Raw genomic sequence first — 18,277 nt, forward strand, 5'->3', positions numbered from 1 at the left:
ACGGCTGTGCCTTACTTCTAATTCCATCTGTGGAGATCAATCGATGCGACACAGAGGCACCGGATACTGGCTCTGGACCAATACCCGCTTACCCTTTCAGACCTATGAAGAAGTGCTCGGCAACGGCGTGCAGGTCGAGGTGCGGGCGCGCATCAGCCCGCTGGGGTTTGCTCAGGTGTTTATCGGGATTTATGGCCGCAATGGCTGGGCGATCAGCGAAGAGTCCCATGATCGGCAGAGCGGTGAGCCTCGGGCACTGGCGTTGAGATGGGGCGTGGCGCGGGCAGGGGAGATTGTGCTCGAGACCCAGGCCTTCGTCGCGCCGCATCGGGTGCAACTGGCCTTGGGGCCGGTGATCACCGACGAGTCGGTACTGGCACTGCGTTGCATGGAAATGACCGAGCGTGAGCGTTTGAAGCTCAAGTCCGACGATGCCTGGATTGAGTATCAGGCCGCGAAGGCCTCCGTACTGACACTGATGCGCTCGACCAAGGTCGATCCGGGGGTGTGGGCCGAGCAAAAGGAGCGGTTGCGGCAGGCCATCGATCGACGGGCCTGCGTACAGCGCGCTTACTTGAGTTGCCTCAGGTCGATGAGTGCCGCAGAGCTTCAATAGTGTCGATCAGTTCATCGTAGGACACCGGTTTACCAACGTGCTGGTTAAACCCCGATTGCCGTGATTTCTGAATATCGCTTTGCGCGCCGTAGCCGGTCAGCGCAATGGCGGGCACATTCTTGACTTGCGGCAGCTGGCGCAGGGCGCTGATCAGCTCGTGCCCGTTCATGACCGGCATGCCCAGGTCTGAAATGATCAGGTCGAACCGGGTATTTTTCGCCGCGTCCAGCGCCGCCACCGGACGGTCGAAGGCGATCACCTGGGCGTCCTCCATCTCCAACAGCATCTTCAAGGTTTCCAGCACTTCGGCGGAGTCATCGACCAGCAGGATGGTCAAGCCGCTGAGTCTGCCGCAAGTGTCTTCGATCTGCGCGACGGGAAGGGCTTCACCGTTGGTCTCGGCCAATGGCAAGTAGACGGTAAACGTGCAACCGGCACCGACGCCGCCGGAACTCACTTGCACTGTGCCTCGTTGTGCCTCGGTCAATTGGCGGACCAGTGACAGGCCGATCCCCAGCCCTTCGCGTTGGTGCGAGGTGTGCTGTTTTTCCGCCTGGCCGAACAGGTCGAATACATGTTCGAGGTGCTCTGTCGCGATACCGATGCCGTTGTCTTTGACATCCAGCCTGGCCATGTTGCCCGCCTGACTCGCGATCAGTTGCACGCGGCCCTTGGCCGGGGTGAATTTCAGTGCGTTGTTCACCAGATTCCAGATGATCTGTTCCAGACGCGTCGGGTCGGCCTGGATCATCAGTGCCTCGGCGGGTACTTGCAGTTCGACCGTGATGTCGTGCCCGTCATTGAGGACCACGGTGTAGATGTCGCGCAAGACGTTGTTCAGGTCCACGGCAACCGATTGCAGCTTGAGTTTGCCGGTGCGGACCCGGGCGACATCCAGCAGGTCATCGATGATCCGCGCCTGGCTGGTGACGGCTTCGCAGATGGTATTGACGGCTTTGGCGGCTGGAGACAGGTTTTTCGTCACCGGCAAGCGACGCAACAGTTCGGCGTTGAGCTGGATCAGGTTCAGCGGGTGCTTGAGTTCGTGGGACATGACGGCAAAGAACTCGTCCTTGAGATAGCTGGTGTTGCGCGTCTCGGCCAGTTGCTGGCTCTGTTCTTCATGTTGGCGTTTGTGGCCGGTCAGGTCCCGGGCGATTTTCACATAGCCCCGAAGATTGTCACCGTTGAGCAAGGTGACTTCGCCGCTGCAAAAGAACCGGCTGCCGTCCTTGCGCAGGTGCCAGCGTTCATCTTCGAAGCGGCCATGGTCGCGGGCCGTTTGCAGTTCGTTTTCTGGAATGCCGTTGGCACGATCCTCGGCGCAGAAGATGAAATCGTAGCGAGTCCCTTCGGCCTCGTACTTGCTATAGCCAAAGATCAATTCGGCACCCTTGTTCCAGCTGGTGATCACGCCGTGCTCATCGAGGGTGATGATGGCGTAGTCGCGGGTGCTTTCGGCGACCAGGCGCATGCGTTCTTCGCCCAGGCGCAATTCTTCCTCGGCCGCGCGACGCTTGGTGATGTCGATGAAGGTCAGCACGGTACCGTCGATGTGGTCTTCGCTGGAGCGATAGGGCAGCAGGCGGGCGATGTACCAGCGGTTGTCGGTGCTGCTGACTTCGCGCTCGATCATGTTCAGCGATTCGAAGACCTGGGCCGCATCGGCCGCCAGGTCTTCGTAGTACAGGCGATGGGTGATGTCGAGCAGCGAGCGTCCGGTATCGACCGGCAGCATGCTGAAGATGTCGGTGGCGCGGGGGGTGAACCACTTGATGCGCATGCTGCGGTCGACGAATACCGTGGCGATGTCGGTGGAGGCGATCAGGTTGCTCAGGTAGTCGTTGATCTTGTCGGTCTCTTCGACTTTGGTTTTCAGTTCGAAGTTGACCGTCAGCAGCTCTTCGTTGATCGACTGCAGTTCTTCCTTGCTGGTCTCGAGCTCTTCGGTGGCCGAGCGCAGCTCTTCGTTGATCGCCTGCATTTCTTCATTGGAGGCCTTCAGCTCTTCGCTGGAGATTTCCGATTGCTCGATGGTGTCTTGCAAGTGCAGCTTGGTCCGTTGCAACTCACGCTCGAGGTTGGACAGCACCTGGCTTTCGGTTTGCAGCTGGGTGCTCAAGGTCACTTCTGTGGGGTCGATCTCGACCTCCTCGAAAATCACCAGAATGTATTCGCCCTCCGAGGCTTCATCCTTGTAGGGGTGGGCGACCAGATCGATCAGGTAGCGTCGTTCATCGCGTTTGATCGGCACCTCACGGGACTTGACCGAAGTACCGCTCTGCTGGACCTGGAACAGGGTGGTGCGGATTTCCAGGCGCAACTCCGGAAGAATCAGGTTCAGCAGGTTGCGCGACAGTTCGCCGCCCACATGCCGCAGGAAACGCCCGGCGCTCTCGCTCATGTGCAGGATGTCGGCGTTGGTGTCGACGAGCACGCTCGGTGGCGCTGATTGTTCGAGGGCGCGTTGGTGCAGGTCGGCCACCGACAGTTTGCGTTGCTCGCCGGTTTCCGGGGCCTGCCGGAGCATATTGGTACGTACGTAGCCGCCACGGGGCATGGTGGGCGTGCGCCGGCTGGAAGCCGTGCCGGTTTTGGCGCGGAAGATCCGGTTGCGTTTGTCGACAGGGGCAAAAAGTTCGTGGCAGGCATCGGCGCTTTCGGACGTGCCGAGGAACAGGAAGCCGCCGGGACGCAGGGCGAAGTGGAACATCTGGAGGATTTCACGCTGCACTTCGCGATCCAGGTAGATCAGCAGATTGCGGCAAACGATCAGGTCGATCTGCGAAAACGGCGGATCGGACAACAGGCTGTGCTTGGCGAACAAGACCTTTTCGCGCAGCTCCTTGCGCACTCGGTAATGATCGTTTTCCTTGATGAAATAGTGGCGCAACCGTGACGGCGGCACGTCGGTGACGATGGCTTACGGATACAGGCCGCTGCGCCCGTAGCTGATCGCGCGTTCGTCGATGTCGGTGGCAAACACCTGCAACGTGGCTTTGCTGGAGTCCAGTTGCATCTGATCGTGCAGCAGCATCGCCAGGCTGTAGGCTTCTTCGCCGGTGGAGCTGCCAGCGGACCAGACGCGTATTTCTTCTTTTTTCTCCGATTGCGCCGATGCCGTGGCGGCGCTGACCAATTGCGGCACCACATCCCGTTCCAGGGCTTCGAAGGCTTCGCGGTCTCGGAAGAAGTTGGTCACGCCGATCAGCATGTCGCCCAGCAGCGCTTTGGTTTCCTCGGGATTGTTTTGCAGGAATTTGTAATAGGAGACGAGGTCCGGTTGCGCCGTGACTTGCATCCGGCGTTCGATACGCCGCAGCACGGTGGCGCGCTTGTAGTGTTTGAAGTCATGGCCGGTGCCGGTGCGCAGCTGGATCAGAATGTCGTGCAGCACTTGCTCGGCCGCCGCGGTATCGCGCTCGGACGCCGGGGCGATGCTCTGCATCCCCTGATCACTGACCGTGGGCAGTTTGATTTCCCGGGCGTTGCTCCACAACTCCAGCAGCTTTTGCGGCATTTCAACGACCGGTAACACGAAGTCGACCATGTGCGTATCGATGGCGGCCTGCGGCATGCCGTCGAACTCGGCGTCTTCCGGCACCTGGGCCATGGTAATGCCACCCTGTTCCTTGATACGGGACAGGCCGACCGCGCCATCCGTGCCGGTGCCCGACAGCACCAGGCAGAACGCACGCTCACGGTGTACATCGGCCAGGTCGCGGAAAAACAGATCGATCGAGGAGTGACGTCCCAGACGCGGGTCGACAGGGCTGACCTCAAGCAGGCCGTCATTCATATTGAGCTGTTGCGCCGGCGAAATGACGTAGACCCGGTTCTTTTCGATAGGCACCGTGCTGCCGACCTGCAAGACCGGCATCTTGGTCGACTCCTGGATGATCTTGTCGGCGAAGCTTTGGTGGTCGGGGGACAAATGAAGAATGATCACGAAGGCCATGCCGTTGTCCTGCGGCATGTTTTCGAAGAACCGCTTGATCGCTTGCAGCCCGCCCGCCGACGCGCCGATCCCCACCACCGGAAAGTCCAGCGTGCTTGGGCTCAGGGCCTTTCGCTCTGGAACGGTATTGGAGGGTGTGCTCATGGGGTCGTCCTTTGGCGGTGGGGGAAATGCGCTTGAGTCCTGGGGAGGAAAAAGCCAATCGATAAATCAGGATAATCCTGTTTTTCGCTAACGCCTTCAAATAATTAGAGCGTGCCGCAGGGGAAGATTCTCAAGGGAACGTCACTGCTGGCCGATAACCCGGACAGTCGGGGGCCATTTTGCCTTTGCGGCCGGCTTGGGGGCCTCATCGCGATGAGAAGGTGTTTGATAGCCTAGTGCCACCCGTTATCATCTGCGCGCCAAAACAAGGGCTGCGAAGTTGAGTCCGTCCGTGTATTTGCCTTTGGGTTCTTCTTAAATTGCCTGGAAATCTTCGATGCTGTCGTATCACCAAAAGCGTTTTCTGATCGTCGATGATTTCTCGGACTTCCGCAGTTCGGTCAGGTCGATGCTGCGCGAACTGGGCGTCAAGGAAGTGGACACTGCCGACACCGGCGAGCAGGCGCTGAAAATGTGCTCGCAGAAGCAATACGACTTCGTCTTGCAGGATTTTCATTTGGGCGACGGCAAGAAGAACGGCCAGCAGGTGCTTGAAGACCTGATGGAAGAAAAGCTGATCAGCCATGAAGCGGTGTTCGTCATGGTCACCGCCGAAACCAGCCAGGCCATGGTGCTCAGTGCGCTGGAGCACGAGCCGGATGCCTACCTGACCAAACCTTTCAACCGATCCAGCCTGGCCCAGCGCCTGGAGCGCCTGGAGCAGCGCAAGACCCTGCTCAAGCCGATCCTGCAGGCCCTTGACCGGGGCAAGCCGATGGAGGTGCTCAACGCTTGCATCGCCCTGTGCAAACAAGACATCCGTTACTCGCCGTTGTGCCTGCGCTATCGCGCCGATGCCCTGCGCGACCTCAATCAGAACGAAGCGCTGGAGCGCCTGTACGACGGCATCATTGCCGACCGCCCGTTGCCATGGGCGTTTGCCGGGTTGGGCAAGTTGCTGTTCAAGCGCGGTCAGGTCGCGCAGGCCAAAGGCATTTACGAAAAAGCCCTGAAAGTCTTCCCGATGATGCCGTCGCTGTATGACGGCATGGCGGACGTGCTGGTCGCCGAAGGCGATACCAAGGGTGCACAGCGTGTTCTGGAGGAAGCAATTCGCCTGTCGCCGCTGGCGGTTCGCCGCCAGGCGTTGCTGGGCAAGCTGGCGATGACCAACGAGGATTTCGACACGGCGGCCAAGGCCTATCGCCAAGCGGTGAGCCAGGGTGCGCAGTCGCGGTTCAAGGATGCCGAGAGCAACCTCGGTCTGGCCCACGCCTTGATCAGCAAGGGCAGCGAAAGGGGCCTGGACACGCGGACCCGCCTGGAAATCAACACCACATTGAGCGCCGTGGCCAAGGAAAACCCTTCCGATCCGGGCCTGCAAATCCGCGCACGCCTGATGAAGGCCACCAGCCTGTTGCTCAACGATGCCGAGACGGCTGACAAGCTCACCGAGCAAGCCTTGTTGCGTCTGGATGGCATGGAGCAATTCATGAGCGCCGAAGCTGCACTGCTGGTGGCCAAACAGCTGAAAATGCTCGGGCAGACCGAGGCCGGTACCGCGATGCTGAAAAACTGCGTGGAAATCTACGGCGACGATCCTGTGGTCATGAAGGACATCGCCAAGCAGACCGACGACCCGAGCATCCTCAACTCCGGCACCGCCGCCGCTGAACTCAACCGTCAGGGCGTGCGCGTGTACAAGACCGGCAATCTGGTGGAGGCGCGAGCGGTGTTCCGCAAAGCCCTGGCGATGCAGCCGAAGAACATCAGTATCGCCCTGAACCTGGCGCAGTCGCTGTTGCACGGCACCGACACCGGTGTTCCTTCAGCGGAGCTGGAAGAATGCCGGACCTGCCTGAAAATGGTCGGCCTGATGCCCGACTCCGACGCGCGCTATCCGCGTTACCAGAAGCTGAAAAGCAAGGCGTTTGGCCAATGATCGACAATGAGCAGGCACTGGATTTCTCCACGGTGATCGCCTCTACCGTGCACGACATGAAGAACTCGCTGGCCATGCTGATGCAGGCCCACAGCCAGTGGCTGGCGCGATTGCCGCAGGCGGCGCAACAGACGCCGGAGCAGGGCGTGATCGACTTCGAGTTTGCCCACCTCAACGGCATGCTGGTGCAGTTGCTGGGGCTGTACAAGCTGGGCGTCAACCAGATGCCGTTGCAGCCGGCGTACCATGAACTGGACGACTTCATCGAAGCGCAACTGGCTTGCCATCAGGAAGTGTTCGCCAGCCGCGGCATCATGGCCACCTATGAAGTGGACCCGCTGAGCCCGCTGGGTTTCTTCGATCGTGAGTTGATCGCGTCGGTATTGGCCAACTGCATCAACAATGCCATCCGCTTTGCACGGCATGCCGTTTTGATCAGCGTCAGCGACGAGGCCGGGCAACTGGTGTTGACCATCAATGACGATGGCCAGGGGTATCCGGCGCAGATGATCGAGCGCCAGGCCGATTACGTGCAGGGCATCAATCAAAGCACCGGAAGCACCGGGCTGGGCCTGTACTTTGCCGGACGAATTGCCGCGTTGCATCAGCGTAATGGCGTCGGCGGACGCACCGAAATCGGCAATGGCGGTCCGTTGGGCGGTGGGGTGTTCCGTCTTTACCTGCCCTGACTGTTTGTCGTAGGAGGTTTTGCGTCTTTATTGATGAGGGCTGCTTGAAATTCCGAACACGCGGAGCCTATTTTGTACGGTCGCCGTTCGCGGCTCGCACAATAACAAGGATTGCGTCATGACGAGCGTAGGCCTGAGCTCACTCGCGCAGCGATTGACGGGCATCGATGAAGTTGAGTGTGTCACGCCGGATTTGAACGGCGTTCCACGGGGCAAAGTGATGACCTGCGAGGGGTTTCTCGACGGTCGACGTTTGCAGATGGCGCGGGGCGTGCTGTTGCAATGCATCATGGGCGGATACCCGCCGGCGCGTTTTTACGGCAGCGATGATGGCGACCTGGCGCTGATCCCGGACCCGGCACAAATCCACCGCTTGCCCTGGAGCCATCCACCGCGGGGCTTCGCTATTTGCGACGCGAATGAACTGGGCACCACCACCAGCTCCAGCCTGTCGACCCGTGGTCAGCTCAAGGCCGTGATTGCCCGTTACGCGGCCCGCGGCCTGGCGCCTGTGGTGGCGACCGAACTTGAGTTCTTCGTTTTTGCGCCCAACACCGACCCGACTCAGTCGTTCCAGCCACCGCTGGGGCTGGATGGTCGTCGCGAGGATGGTCAGTCGGCGTTCAGCGTCAGCTCCAACAATGGGCTGCGACCCTTCTTCACTGAAGTCTACGAATGCATGGCGGCGTTGGGGCTGCCCCGCGATACGTTCATGCACGAAATGGGCGTCAGCCAGTTCGAGATCAATCTGCTGCATGGCGATCCATTGCTGCTGGCCGACCAGACGTTGCTGTTCAAGCACTTGCTCAAGGAGGTTGCCCTCAAGCATGGCCTGAGCGTGGTGTGCATGGCCAAGCCGCTGGCGCATACGCCGGGCAGTTCGATGCATATTCACCAGAGTGTCGTCGAGATCGATTCGGGGCAAAACGTGTTCAGTGACAAGGCGGGGCAGGAGACGGCAACCTTCCGTCACTTCATTGCCGGACAGCAAGTGTGCATGGCCGACTTCACTGCGTTGTTTGCGCCGAACGTGAACTCCTATCAGCGCTTGTGCCATCCTTACGCCTCACCGAATAATGCCTGCTGGTCCTATGACAACCGGGCCGCCGGCTTGCGCATACCGGCCAGTTTGCCGGTGGCCCGTCGGGTCGAGAACCGCTTGCCGGGCGCTGATGCCAATCCGTATCTGGCGATTGCCGCAAGCCTGGCGGCGGGGTTGCATGGCATCGAGAACGCGTTGGAGCCGAGCGCGCCGATCCAGGGGGCGTTCGAAGTGCCGGACAATCTTTCGTTGCCCTGTACCTTGCATGCGGCACTGGAGCGTCTGAAACGTAGCCAGTTGGCCAAGGAACTGTTCGGCGTGGAATTCATCGAAGGCTACATCGCTTCGAAGACCCTGGAGCTGAGCAGTTTCCATAATGAAATTACTCCCTGGGAACGGCGTGTTTTAGCAGCCCAGGCCTGACGATCCGTCGACATCCGGCTATCGTTTAGCGATAGCCGATTCTCACTGCAAGGAGCCGCTCGGAACGCCGATGCGCCAAATCTGGAAATCCTTTCGAGCACTGTATTTCGCCTCGCTGATGATGTTGATCGGCTCGGGCCTGTTGAGTACTTACCTGGGCCTGCGCCTGGCGGCCGACCATGTCGACAGCCTGTGGGTCGGTGCGTTGATGGCCGCCAACTACTTCGGCCTGGTGCTGGGGGGCAAGATCGGTCACCGGTTGATTGCCCGGGTCGGGCATATCCGGGCCTACTCGGCCTGTGCCGGAATCGTCGGCGCGGCGGTGTTGGGCCATGGCCTGATCGACTGGCTGCCGGCCTGGTTGTTCCTGCGGGTGATCGTCGGCCTCGGCATGATGTGCCAGTACATGGTGATCGAGAGCTGGCTGAACGAGCAGGCCGAAGCCAAACAACGCGGGTTGGTGTTCAGCGGTTACATGATCGCCTCTTACCTGGGCCTGGTGATGGGGCAACTGATTCTGGTCATGCACCCGGCGTTGGGTCTGGAGTTGCTGATGCTGGTCGCCCTGTGTTTCGCCCTGTGCCTGGTGCCCGTGGCCCTGACCCGGCGGATCCACCCGGCACCGCTGCACCCGGCACCGATGGAACCACGGTTCTTTATCAAGCGTGTGCCGCAGTCATTGAGTACGGTGCTCGGGGCAGGGCTGATCGTCGGTTCGTTCTATGGCCTGGCGCCGCTGTATGCCTCGCAGCAAGGTTTGTCCACGGAGCTGGTCGGTCTGTTCATGGGTAGCTGTATTTTTGCCGGGCTGCTGGTGCAGTGGCCGTTGGGCTGGTTGTCCGACCGCTACGATCGGGCCGTGCTGATCCGCAGTTTTGCCTTCAGCCTGGCCCTGGCTGCACTGCCGCTGGCGATCATGCCGCAGGTGCCGTTGGAGGTTCTGTTTATCGCCGGTTTTGTCTGTTCGCTGGTGCAGTTCTGCCTGTATCCGTTGGCGGTGGCGTTCTCCAATGACCACGTCGAAGGCGATCGCCGGGTGTCTCTGACGGCCATGTTGCTGGTGACCTACGGCGTTGGCGCGAGTATCGGGCCGCTGGTGGCAGGCGTGCTGATGAAGCTGTTCGGCAGCCAGATGCTCTATGCCTTCTTCAGTTTCTTTGCGTTGGTGCTGGTATGGCGGATTCGCCCGAAAGCGGTGACCAACCTGCATCAGGTCGACGACGCACCGCTGCATCACGTGGCCATGCCGGACAATATGACGAGTTCGCCACTGGTGGCCTGCCTCGACCCGCGTGTTGATGAGCAGATGGTGCAGGAGCAGATGCAAAATCCGGTGAGTACCGGGCCAGAGCCTGAATCTGAACCTGTCAGCGAAACTGAAACCGATCAACCACCGAAAGACCCTGATACAGGACGGGACCCCAATTACAGCGAGGCCAGGCCTTAAATCCAGGGCACAAAAAAACGGGCAGTCACCGCAAGGGGCTGCCCGTTTTTTGTTGACGCTCTATCAGATGTCGTCTTTGTCGAAGCGACGCGCTTCGCGTTGCAACTGGTAGACGAAGCGTTCGACCTGACGCTGCACCAGCCCGCTCATGTTATGGAAGCGAACGCCGGCGAAGGTGGTGGAGATCTTTTCTTCGAAGTGCAGATAACGCAACTCGACCGGCGCGGTCATCTTGCCAAAGGGCAGTTCGGCACCGAAACGGTCGTAAACCTGACCCAGTTGCAGGCTACCGGTGATGTCACCGTCGAAACGCAGTTTGCAGCCGGTAGCGGAAATATCCAGCAGTTTGCCGCTGATGGAGGCCTTGAGCTTTTCGCCGTCGAGGTTGACGTTGACCAGTTGTGCCAGCTTCAGTGCCGCACGGAACGCATTACGGCGCTGGTGGTACACCACTTCATCGGGCAGGGCGCCGCGATAGCAGCGGCTGCCAGCGGATTCGTCGATGTTCAATCGGCCGTTGCTTTCCCAGGCAATGCGTACGCCTTCGTGGAAGCCTTCGACCCTGAACGGTTCGCCCGCCAGCAGGTAGCGCTCGCCATCACGGGGAATCATTTCGTCCAGGGCAATCATATTGCTGTCACGGTCCAGATCCACCAGGTAGCTCTGGAAGCGCTGGCTGCGCTCGTGGAACGTGATGATCAGCGGGTCATGGCTTTCGAGCAGCTGGCGCAGGTTGCTGGAGATTTCCAAGGGCGTGGAGAGCACCTTGGGTGGCTGCGGAGCATCATCCACGGATAAGGCATTGGACACGGTTTATCAATCTCCAGACAAAATTTGACGACGGCAGGATAGCAGTTTGCCAGTATGTTGCGCGTCTTGATAGAGCGGGGGCATTGACCGGCTCATGCCTGACTGAGCGGGCGCGGCTTGGCAAGCTTGGAGAATGTTCCGCTGGCATCGTAAAGCGCTGGGGTTTCCCCGCCGTTGAGGATTTTCAGCTGGGTGGCTGTAGCGGCTTGCTGGGTGAGGATCGACTGGCCGTTGTTGGCGTTGATGGCCTGGCATTGGGCCAGCAGATCAGTCAGCACGTCACTTTGCGCCAGCAACTGGTCGCCAATGCTCGACTGGCTGGCCAGTTGCTCAAGACCGCCACGGTTGGTCGGCAGGTTGAGGCTGGCGAGAATTTCACTGCGCTTGCGGCCATGCTGTTCGAGCAAGACGATCAATGCCTGTTTCTGCGCCAGGATGTCCTCGAGCAATGGCATGTCGCGGCCATGCAAGGCGAGGGATTCGGTCTGCAGTAATTCCAGCAAGTGTTGCGCTGGAGCAAAGTCGTCGGTGATCAGTTGCAGTAGATGAGTGTCGTGCATGGCTGGCCTTGGGTTTTAAGCGTCCAAAAGCCTGGCGCCGGCGGTGGCCTAGCGCTGGGCTTCGAAGTTGAGCAGTTTGCTGGCTACACGGTTGCTGTCGACTTTATAGCTGCCATCGGCAATCGCTGCTTTCAACTCGGCCACGCGGGCGTTGTCGACGGCGGGCTGATCGCGCAGCTTGTCAGTGACCTTCTGCAACTGTTGAGCCTCTTCGCTGAGATGTACCGATTCCCCGCTTTTGACGGTACCGGCCTGTTCGGCCGCGGACTCCAGCGGCGCGGATTTGCCGGTTTCGGCGTTTTCCTTGCTGGCGCTGGTACGTGTACTGCCCGTAAGGGACGAGGAGCTGTTCAAACGGCTGAAATCGATGACCATGATAAAAAAACCTCTGGGAATTTGGACGCTTGCCATGGTTTCGGCCATTCCCTGGAAAACTTTAGGCCCATTTATCAATGAACCTCGCGCGCGCCAGCGCTTGCCCTGCATGGAGCACAGTCTAGGGAACAGCCGGGGCAAGCGCCACATTCCGATGAGCAGGGAGTCTTACATGGACACTTCCACCTGCCCCGGCGCCATGACCTGCGCCTTGATGACTCGCTGGGAATTGAGGTTTTTCACCCGGATCTGTTCGCTCAGGCTGCCGTTTGACAGGGCTTCGCCCGGCATGCGCACGCTGAGCGTACCGCTGCGGGCGGTAATCACCACCTGATCACCCTTGCGGATGACCTCGGCCTGTTCGATATGCACCAGGGTCATCACCTGGTCGGCGACCATTGGTCGGGTCAGTCGCTGCCCGATCGCCTGGTCCAGGGAGGTCAGGTAGCCCTGGCTGATGAGGCTGATATCGCGTTCGCGCAGGACCACATCTCCAGGCTCGACAATGTTGGCGCGGCGCAGTGGTCGGGCGCTGGTCACGACATCGCGAAACAGGCGGACTTGAGCGGGTACGAACACGGTCCAGGGGGAGGCGCCCTCGCAGCGGACCTTGACCGTGACCCGTCCCAGCGGCTTGGGACTCTCAAGGGTTGCTGTCAATTCCTTGTCGCACATGGGCATGTGCATGCGCGGATCGAGCGGGTTGACCTGGATCTCGTAGCGACCTTCCGTTTGGCTGGTCGCCAGATAGTCTTCTACGGTGAATTCAAGAAAGCCCTGGGTGACGCCGATAAGCATGTCAGGCAAGGTAAGCGCGTCAGCAAGGGCAGGGCTGCCAGCGTTGAACAGGCAAACAGCCGCCAGCACGCCGAGGAGTTTTCGGCAGGGGGTGGTCAGGCGTCGGGAAAATGTCGGTTCTGTGTTCATAACGATTAAAAAAGCAAGCGCCGTGCCGTTTAGTGATGAAGGCGCGTCGCAACAACACTTGGCGTTGGTGTAGGAGTCTGGGCATGGCGGGTGTAATGGATTCGGTGAACCAGCGCACGCAACTGGTGGGGCAGAATCGCCTTGAGCTGTTGTTGTTCCGTCTCGACGGCCAGCAGCTGTACGGGATCAACGTGTTCAAGGTTCGGGAGGTGCTGCAATGCCCCAAACTGACGCTGATGCCCAAGTCCAGTCCGGTCGTGTGCGGCGTGGCGAACATCCGGGGGGCGACCATTCCGATCCTTGATCTGGCGATGGCGACCGGCTCCGGTGCGTTGAAGGACAAGCACAATCCTTTCGTGATCATCACGGAGTACAACACCAAGACCCAGGGTTTCCTGGTCCGCTCGGTGGAGCGCATCGTCAACATGAACTGGGAGGAGATCCATCCGCCGCCCAAGGGCACCGGGCGCGATCACTACCTGACGGCGGTGACGCGGGTCGACAATCAGTTGGTCGAAATCATCGACGTCGAGAAAGTGCTGGCGGAAGTGGCGCCGACGCCGGAAGCGATTTCCGTGGGTGTGGTGGATGTCGAAACCCAGCACAAGGCGCTTTCGTTGCGTGTGCTGACGGTCGATGACTCGTCGGTGGCGCGCAAGCAGGTCACGCGTTGCCTGCAAACGGTCGGCGTCGAAGTGGTGGCGTTGAACGACGGTCGGCAAGCGCTGGACTACCTGCGCAAACTGGTCGACGAGGGCAAGAAGCCGGAAGAAGAGTTCCTGATGATGATCTCCGACATCGAGATGCCGGAGATGGACGGGTACACCCTGACGGCGGAAATCCGCAACGACCCGCGCATGCAAAAGCTTCATATCATCCTGCATACTTCGTTGTCGGGTGTGTTCAATCAGGCGATGGTCAAGAAGGTCGGTGCCGATGACTTCCTGGCCAAATTCCGTCCCGATGACCTGGCATCCCGGGTAGTCGACCGGATCAAGGCAGCAGATATCAGCCAGGGGCCCGCGCCCCTGGCAGTCAACACGATTTAAGAGGCGGCATCATTGTCTACGGGTAATTTGGATTTCGAACAGTTCCGGGTATTCCTGGAAAAAGCCTGTGGCATTTTGCTCGGTGAAAACAAGCAGTACCTGGTCTCCAGCCGTCTCAACAAACTGATGGAACAGCAAGGCATCAAGTCTTTGGGTGAGCTGGTTCAGCGCATGCAAACCCAGCCGCGCAGCGGTTTGCGCGAGCAGGTGGTAGACGCCATGACCACCAACGAAACCCTGTGGTTTCGTGACACCTACCCGTTTGAAGTCTTGAAGAACAAGGTTCTGCCCGAAGCGATCAAGGCCAGTCCCGGCCAGCGTCTGCGTATCTGGTCGGCGGCGTGCTCGTCGGGCCAGGAACCCTATTCGCTGTCGATGTCCATCGACGAGTTCGAGCGGGTCAACATGGGCCAGTTGCGGATGGGCGTGCAGATCGTTGCCACCGACCTGTCCGGCACCATGCTGAACAACTGCAAGACCGGCGAGTACGACAGCCTGGCCATCGGCCGCGGTCTGTCGCCTGAGCGTCTGCAGCGTTATTTCGACCCGAAAGGGCCGGGACGCTGGGTGATCAAGGCGCCGATCAAGAGCCGCGTGGAATTCCGTTCCTTCAACCTGTTGGACAGCTACGCGAGCCTGGGCAAGTTCGACATCGTGTTCTGCCGCAACGTGTTGATCTACTTCTCCGCCGAGGTGAAGAAGGACATCCTGTTGCGTATCCACAGCACGTTGAAGCGGGGCGGTTACCTGTTCCTCGGCGCTTCCGAAGCGCTGAACGGGTTGCCGGATCATTACCAGATGGTCCAGTGCAGCCCGGGGATCATTTACCAGGCGAAGTGATTTCGTTGGTGTTGTCAAAAAACGGGAGTCCACAGGGGGCTCCCGTTTTTTTATGCCTGCTGATTTCTTGCAAACGCTGGCGGCCCCTGTGGGAGCGAGCTTGCTCGCGATGGCGTCCTGACAGTCGGGTTCAGCTTTACCTGACACACCGCAATCGCGAGCAAGCTCGCTCCCACAGGGTTCGGTGGTGCCCTGGAAAGTGTGCCAAGCGGCAGAAAAGCGGCATCCGGCGGAAAACCGTTGCCGCTTTTCTGGCATTGCCGCGTTGCCATGGCCGGCAAAGCCCCGGTTTCCGGCCTTTTTTGAATTGGCATGGGGCTTGCTAAGTTGATCCTACGAAAAATCAGGTCACCCGAAGGTTTCCCGACATGAGCATCAGCTTCGATAAAGCGCTCGGTATCCACGAACAAGCCCTGGGCTTTCGCGCCCAGCGTGCCGAAGTCCTGGCCAACAACATCGCCAACGCCGATACCCCGAACTACAAGGCTCGGGACCTGGACTTCTCGAAAGTGCTCGCCGAGCAGAACGAGAAAACCAAAAGCGGCACCTTCGCCTTGAACATGACCAACAGCCGTCACATCGAAGCTGAAGGCCTGGGCAATGGCGACGAGTCGTTGCTGTATCGCACGCCGATGCAACCGTCGATCGACCAGAACACCGTGGACGCCCAGCTGGAACAGTCGAACTACGCGGAAAACGCGATCGGCTTCCAAGCCAGCTTCACCCTGCTCAACAGCAAATTCAAAGGGCTGGTGTCAGCCCTGCGCGGAGAGTAAGCCATGTCTCTATCCAGTGTTTTCAACATTGCCGGTAGCGGCATGAGTGCCCAGACCACGCGTTTGAACACCGTCGCTTCGAACATCGCCAACGCGGAGACGGTTTCGTCGAGCATCGACCAGACCTACCGCGCGCGTCACCCGGTATTCGCCACCCTGTTCCAGGGTGGCCAGAGCGGCGGCAGCGACTCGCTGTTCCAGAGCCAGGATGCCGCCGGTCAAGGCGTGCAGGTGCTGGGTGTGGTCGAAGACCAGAGCAACCTCGAGGCGCGCTACGAGCCCAACCATCCAGCGGCCGATGCCAAGGGCTACGTCTATTACCCGAACGTCAACGTGGTGGAAGAAATGGCCGACATGATTTCCGCGAGTCGTTCGTTCCAGACCAACGCCGAAATGATGAACACCGCCAAAACCATGATGCAAAAGGTCCTGACCCTCGGTCAGTGATAGGGGACGACTCAGATGAGTGTTACCGATTCCACCAGCGGTTTGAGCCTCAACGACATCCTGGCCAATTCCTCGATCAAGACCAACACCACGACTGACGGCCTCGCGTCGGCGACCGGCGGCGCCACGGGCAACCAGGCCCTGGGCAAGGATGCGTTCCTGCAGTTGCTGGTGACCCAGCTGAAAAACCAGAACCCGCTGGAGCCTCAGGACAACGGCGCGTTCGTGGCCCAGCTGGCGCAGTTCAGCAGCCTGGAAGGCATCACCACGCTCAACAACACCGTGAGCGGCCTGGCCAGCAACTACAACTCGTCCCAGGCCTTGCAGGCATCGTCGCTGGTGGGCCGTTCGGTCATCGCGCCGGGCGACAAGGCTGTGGTCGATACCACCAAGAGCCTCAGCGGCACGGTGGTGGTGCCGTCTTCGGTGGCGTCCGCCACCCTGAAGATCACCGACGCAGCCGGCAAGACCGTGCGCACCATCGACCTCGGTTCGCAGAAGGCCGGCAATGCCAGCTTCATCTGGGACGGCAAGAACGATGGGGGTGAGACGGTACCTGCGGGCACTTACACCTTCGGCGCAACGAGCACGATCGATGGCCAGTCCGTCGCGTTGATCACCAACCTGCCCGCGACCGTCAACAGTGTGACCATCAGCCAGACCGGCGGTGAGTTGATGCTCAATCTGGCCGGGCTGGGCAGCGTTGCCCTGTCCAAAGTTCAAACCATTGGTATGTAGAGCCGACTAACACGGCACAAAGGAGTGGATGATGTCTTTCAATATCGGCCTTAGCGGTCTCTATGCAGCCAATAAACAACTGGACGTGACCGGCAACAACATTGCCAACGTCGCGACCACCGGTTTCAAATCGTCCCGTGCAGAATTCGAAGACGTGTACTCGGCGACCCGCCTGGGAACCGGCAGCAAGACCATCGGCAACGGCGTGCGCCTGGCCAACGTTTCCCAGCAGTTCGGCCAGGGTGATGTGAGCAACACCGGTAACGTGCTCGACATGGGTATCCAGGGCAATGGTTTCTTCGTCCTGAGCAACAACGGTTCACTGACCTACAGCCGTGCCGGCACATTCAAGACCGACAAGGAAGGCTACGTCACCAACAGTGACGGCACTGCCCGCCTGCAAGGTTACGGTGTGGACTCCAACGGCAAGATCGTCAATGGCGTGCTGACCGACCTGCAGATCGACACCTCCAACCTGGCACCGAAATCCACTAGCACCGTGTCGTCGACGATCAACCTGAACTCCACCTCGGCGGTGATCGACCAGACAGTGGCGGCGAACAAGTTCGACCCGTCCAAGACCGAGACCTTTACCAAATCGTTCAGCACCCCGATCTTCGATACCCAGGGTAACCAGCACACCATGGATCAATACATGGTCAAGACTGGGGCGAATACGTGGGACACCTACACGCTGATCGATGGTCGCAACCCGGATGGCAGTGATCCTACCGTTACCGCTCCGGTTGCTTCGACCATGTCGTTCGATTCCACCGGCAAACTGACTTCGGTCAGCACGCCGGTGACGCCGCCAACCACGCCACCGACTTCGGTGATCAGCAGTGACCTGAAAATCACCAATTGGACCCCTGGCTCCGTGACCAATGGCGTGTGGACCGCCAACGGCGCCGCAGCCGATCCGGCTGGATTGACCATCGCCATGGCCAGCAGCACCCAGTTCAACGCCGACACCGCGCGTTCGATTCCGGCACAGAACGGTTACGCCACTGGCCAGATCACCAACCTGACCATAGACGGCAGCGGTGTGTTGCTGGCCAACTTCAGCAACAACCAGACCAAGCCGATCGGCCAGATCTCCCTGGCCAGCTTCACCAACGAACAAGGCCTGCAGCCGGTAGGCGGCACCAGCTGGAAAGAAACCTACGCGTCGGGCATTCCTGGTTACGATGCACCGGAAACCGGCACCCTGGGTTCAATCGTTTCGAACTCCCTGGAAGAATCCAACGTCAACCTGACCAACGAACTGGTCGACCTGATCAAGGCGCAGAGCAACTACCAGGCGAACGCCAAGACCATCTCCACCCAGAGCACCATCATGCAGACCATCATTCAGATGGCTTGAGGCTGGAAAGTGCTGCACAAAAAAGCCCCTCGAGAGAGGGGCTTTTTTGTGCTCGCCGAAACCTGTAGGTGTAGGAGCGAGCTTGCTCGCGATGGTCGTCAACGATAACGCGTGTTGTCTGAAAACACGCG

Annotated in this window: 15 protein-coding genes and 1 pseudogene; 11 read left to right on the plus strand and 5 right to left on the minus strand. The window is 59.7% G+C overall.

Features of this window, described 5'->3' with window-relative positions; all coding sequences use genetic code 11:
* The first annotated feature begins 43 nt into the window (after positions 1 to 43).
* Complete coding sequence (locus tag ACM6IK_RS16735) at positions 44 to 616, plus strand: hypothetical protein (protein WP_414875202.1); 573 nt, start codon at positions 44 to 46, stop codon at positions 614 to 616.
* On the opposite strand, the pseudogene ACM6IK_RS16740 reads toward ACM6IK_RS16735, so the two are convergent.
* A pseudogene (locus ACM6IK_RS16740) lies at positions 585 to 4,718 on the minus strand (CheR family methyltransferase). The gene ACM6IK_RS16735 and the pseudogene ACM6IK_RS16740 sit on opposite strands and share 32 nt — an antisense overlap.
* A 337-nt stretch (positions 4,719 to 5,055) precedes the next feature.
* Between ACM6IK_RS16740 and ACM6IK_RS16745 the strand changes: the two are divergent.
* The 4 genes from ACM6IK_RS16745 to ACM6IK_RS16760 all read left to right on the plus strand — a co-directional run bounded on the left by ACM6IK_RS16745 (position 5,056) and on the right by ACM6IK_RS16760 (position 10,261).
* The gene (locus ACM6IK_RS16745) at positions 5,056 to 6,660 is read left to right on the plus strand and encodes a response regulator (RefSeq protein WP_414875203.1); all 1,605 of its coding nucleotides are present in this window, start codon (positions 5,056 to 5,058) and stop codon (positions 6,658 to 6,660) included.
* Positions 6,657 to 7,349, plus strand: coding sequence for a sensor histidine kinase (locus tag ACM6IK_RS16750; protein ID WP_414875204.1), 693 nt, complete (start codon positions 6,657 to 6,659; stop codon positions 7,347 to 7,349). The genes ACM6IK_RS16745 and ACM6IK_RS16750 overlap by 4 nt, the downstream gene beginning before the upstream one ends.
* Before the next feature lie 220 nt (positions 7,350 to 7,569).
* Positions 7,570 to 8,814, plus strand: a complete 1,245-nt coding sequence (locus ACM6IK_RS16755; RefSeq protein ID WP_414875266.1) for a glutamine synthetase family protein — start codon at positions 7,570 to 7,572, stop codon at positions 8,812 to 8,814.
* Between the two features lie 70 nt (positions 8,815 to 8,884).
* Positions 8,885 to 10,261: an MFS transporter gene (locus ACM6IK_RS16760; protein WP_414875205.1), complete on the plus strand. Its 1,377-nt coding sequence runs from the start codon at positions 8,885 to 8,887 to the stop codon at positions 10,259 to 10,261.
* A 63-nt stretch (positions 10,262 to 10,324) separates the two neighbouring features.
* On the opposite strand, the gene ACM6IK_RS16765 is transcribed toward ACM6IK_RS16760, so the two are convergent.
* From ACM6IK_RS16765 to flgA, 4 genes are all read right to left on the minus strand, one after another.
* Positions 10,325 to 11,071, minus strand: coding sequence for a flagellar brake protein (locus tag ACM6IK_RS16765; RefSeq protein WP_414875206.1), 747 nt, complete (start codon positions 11,069 to 11,071; stop codon positions 10,325 to 10,327).
* Between the two features lie 92 nt (positions 11,072 to 11,163).
* Positions 11,164 to 11,631, minus strand: a complete 468-nt coding sequence (locus ACM6IK_RS16770; RefSeq protein WP_414875207.1) for a flagella synthesis protein FlgN — start codon at positions 11,629 to 11,631, stop codon at positions 11,164 to 11,166.
* Positions 11,632 to 11,679: 48 nt separating this feature from the next.
* Positions 11,680 to 12,006, minus strand: a complete 327-nt coding sequence (gene flgM / locus ACM6IK_RS16775) for a flagellar biosynthesis anti-sigma factor FlgM (RefSeq protein WP_414875208.1) — start codon at positions 12,004 to 12,006, stop codon at positions 11,680 to 11,682.
* Between the two features lie 168 nt (positions 12,007 to 12,174).
* Entirely contained in the window at positions 12,175 to 12,933 is a 759-nt protein-coding gene (flgA, locus tag ACM6IK_RS16780; RefSeq protein ID WP_414875209.1) for a flagellar basal body P-ring formation chaperone FlgA, read from the minus strand.
* Between the two features lie 83 nt (positions 12,934 to 13,016).
* On the opposite strand from flgA, the gene ACM6IK_RS16785 reads away from it, so the two are divergent.
* The 6 genes from ACM6IK_RS16785 (at position 13,017) to flgE (ending at position 18,146) form a co-directional block, all read left to right on the plus strand.
* Positions 13,017 to 13,982, plus strand: coding sequence for a chemotaxis protein CheV (locus ACM6IK_RS16785; RefSeq protein ID WP_115947304.1), 966 nt, complete (start codon positions 13,017 to 13,019; stop codon positions 13,980 to 13,982).
* A gap of 12 nt (positions 13,983 to 13,994) precedes the next feature.
* Positions 13,995 to 14,822, plus strand: a complete 828-nt coding sequence (gene cheR / locus ACM6IK_RS16790; RefSeq protein ID WP_414875210.1) for a protein-glutamate O-methyltransferase CheR — start codon at positions 13,995 to 13,997, stop codon at positions 14,820 to 14,822.
* Positions 14,823 to 15,190: 368 nt separating this feature from the next.
* Complete coding sequence (gene flgB, locus ACM6IK_RS16795; RefSeq protein ID WP_008051530.1) at positions 15,191 to 15,598, plus strand: flagellar basal body rod protein FlgB; 408 nt, start codon at positions 15,191 to 15,193, stop codon at positions 15,596 to 15,598.
* A 3-nt stretch (positions 15,599 to 15,601) separates the two neighbouring features.
* Positions 15,602 to 16,045: a flagellar basal body rod protein FlgC gene (flgC, locus tag ACM6IK_RS16800; RefSeq protein WP_414875211.1), complete on the plus strand. Its 444-nt coding sequence runs from the start codon at positions 15,602 to 15,604 to the stop codon at positions 16,043 to 16,045.
* A gap of 15 nt (positions 16,046 to 16,060) precedes the next feature.
* Positions 16,061 to 16,783 (plus strand): flagellar hook assembly protein FlgD, encoded by a 723-nt coding sequence (gene flgD / locus ACM6IK_RS16805; protein WP_414875212.1) that lies wholly within the window; start codon positions 16,061 to 16,063, stop codon positions 16,781 to 16,783.
* A 31-nt stretch (positions 16,784 to 16,814) separates the two neighbouring features.
* Positions 16,815 to 18,146: a flagellar hook protein FlgE gene (gene flgE / locus ACM6IK_RS16810; protein ID WP_414875213.1), complete on the plus strand. Its 1,332-nt coding sequence runs from the start codon at positions 16,815 to 16,817 to the stop codon at positions 18,144 to 18,146.
* Positions 18,147 to 18,277 lie beyond the last annotated feature (131 nt).

Source organism: Pseudomonas sp. IT-196MI5 (genome assembly GCF_949767415.1).
Classification (GTDB): Bacteria; Pseudomonadota; Gammaproteobacteria; order Pseudomonadales; family Pseudomonadaceae; genus Aquipseudomonas.

Coding starts and splice junctions, on each gene's coding strand:
- ACM6IK_RS16735 (WP_414875202.1), top strand. CDS start 44: ATGCGACACAGAGGCACCGGATACTGGCTCTGGACCAATACCCGCTTA.
- ACM6IK_RS16745 (WP_414875203.1), top strand. CDS start 5,056: ATGCTGTCGTATCACCAAAAGCGTTTTCTGATCGTCGATGATTTCTCG.
- ACM6IK_RS16750 (WP_414875204.1), top strand. CDS start 6,657: ATGATCGACAATGAGCAGGCACTGGATTTCTCCACGGTGATCGCCTCT.
- ACM6IK_RS16755 (WP_414875266.1), top strand. CDS start 7,570: ATGACCTGCGAGGGGTTTCTCGACGGTCGACGTTTGCAGATGGCGCGG.
- ACM6IK_RS16760 (WP_414875205.1), top strand. CDS start 8,885: ATGCGCCAAATCTGGAAATCCTTTCGAGCACTGTATTTCGCCTCGCTG.
- ACM6IK_RS16770 (WP_414875207.1), bottom strand. CDS start 11,631: ATGCACGACACTCATCTACTGCAACTGATCACCGACGACTTTGCTCCA.
- flgM (WP_414875208.1), bottom strand. CDS start 12,006: ATGGTCATCGATTTCAGCCGTTTGAACAGCTCCTCGTCCCTTACGGGC.
- flgA (WP_414875209.1), bottom strand. CDS start 12,933: ATGAACACAGAACCGACATTTTCCCGACGCCTGACCACCCCCTGCCGA.
- ACM6IK_RS16785 (WP_115947304.1), top strand. CDS start 13,017: ATGGCGGGTGTAATGGATTCGGTGAACCAGCGCACGCAACTGGTGGGG.
- flgB (WP_008051530.1), top strand. CDS start 15,191: ATGAGCATCAGCTTCGATAAAGCGCTCGGTATCCACGAACAAGCCCTG.
- flgC (WP_414875211.1), top strand. CDS start 15,602: ATGTCTCTATCCAGTGTTTTCAACATTGCCGGTAGCGGCATGAGTGCC.
- flgD (WP_414875212.1), top strand. CDS start 16,061: ATGAGTGTTACCGATTCCACCAGCGGTTTGAGCCTCAACGACATCCTG.
- flgE (WP_414875213.1), top strand. CDS start 16,815: ATGTCTTTCAATATCGGCCTTAGCGGTCTCTATGCAGCCAATAAACAA.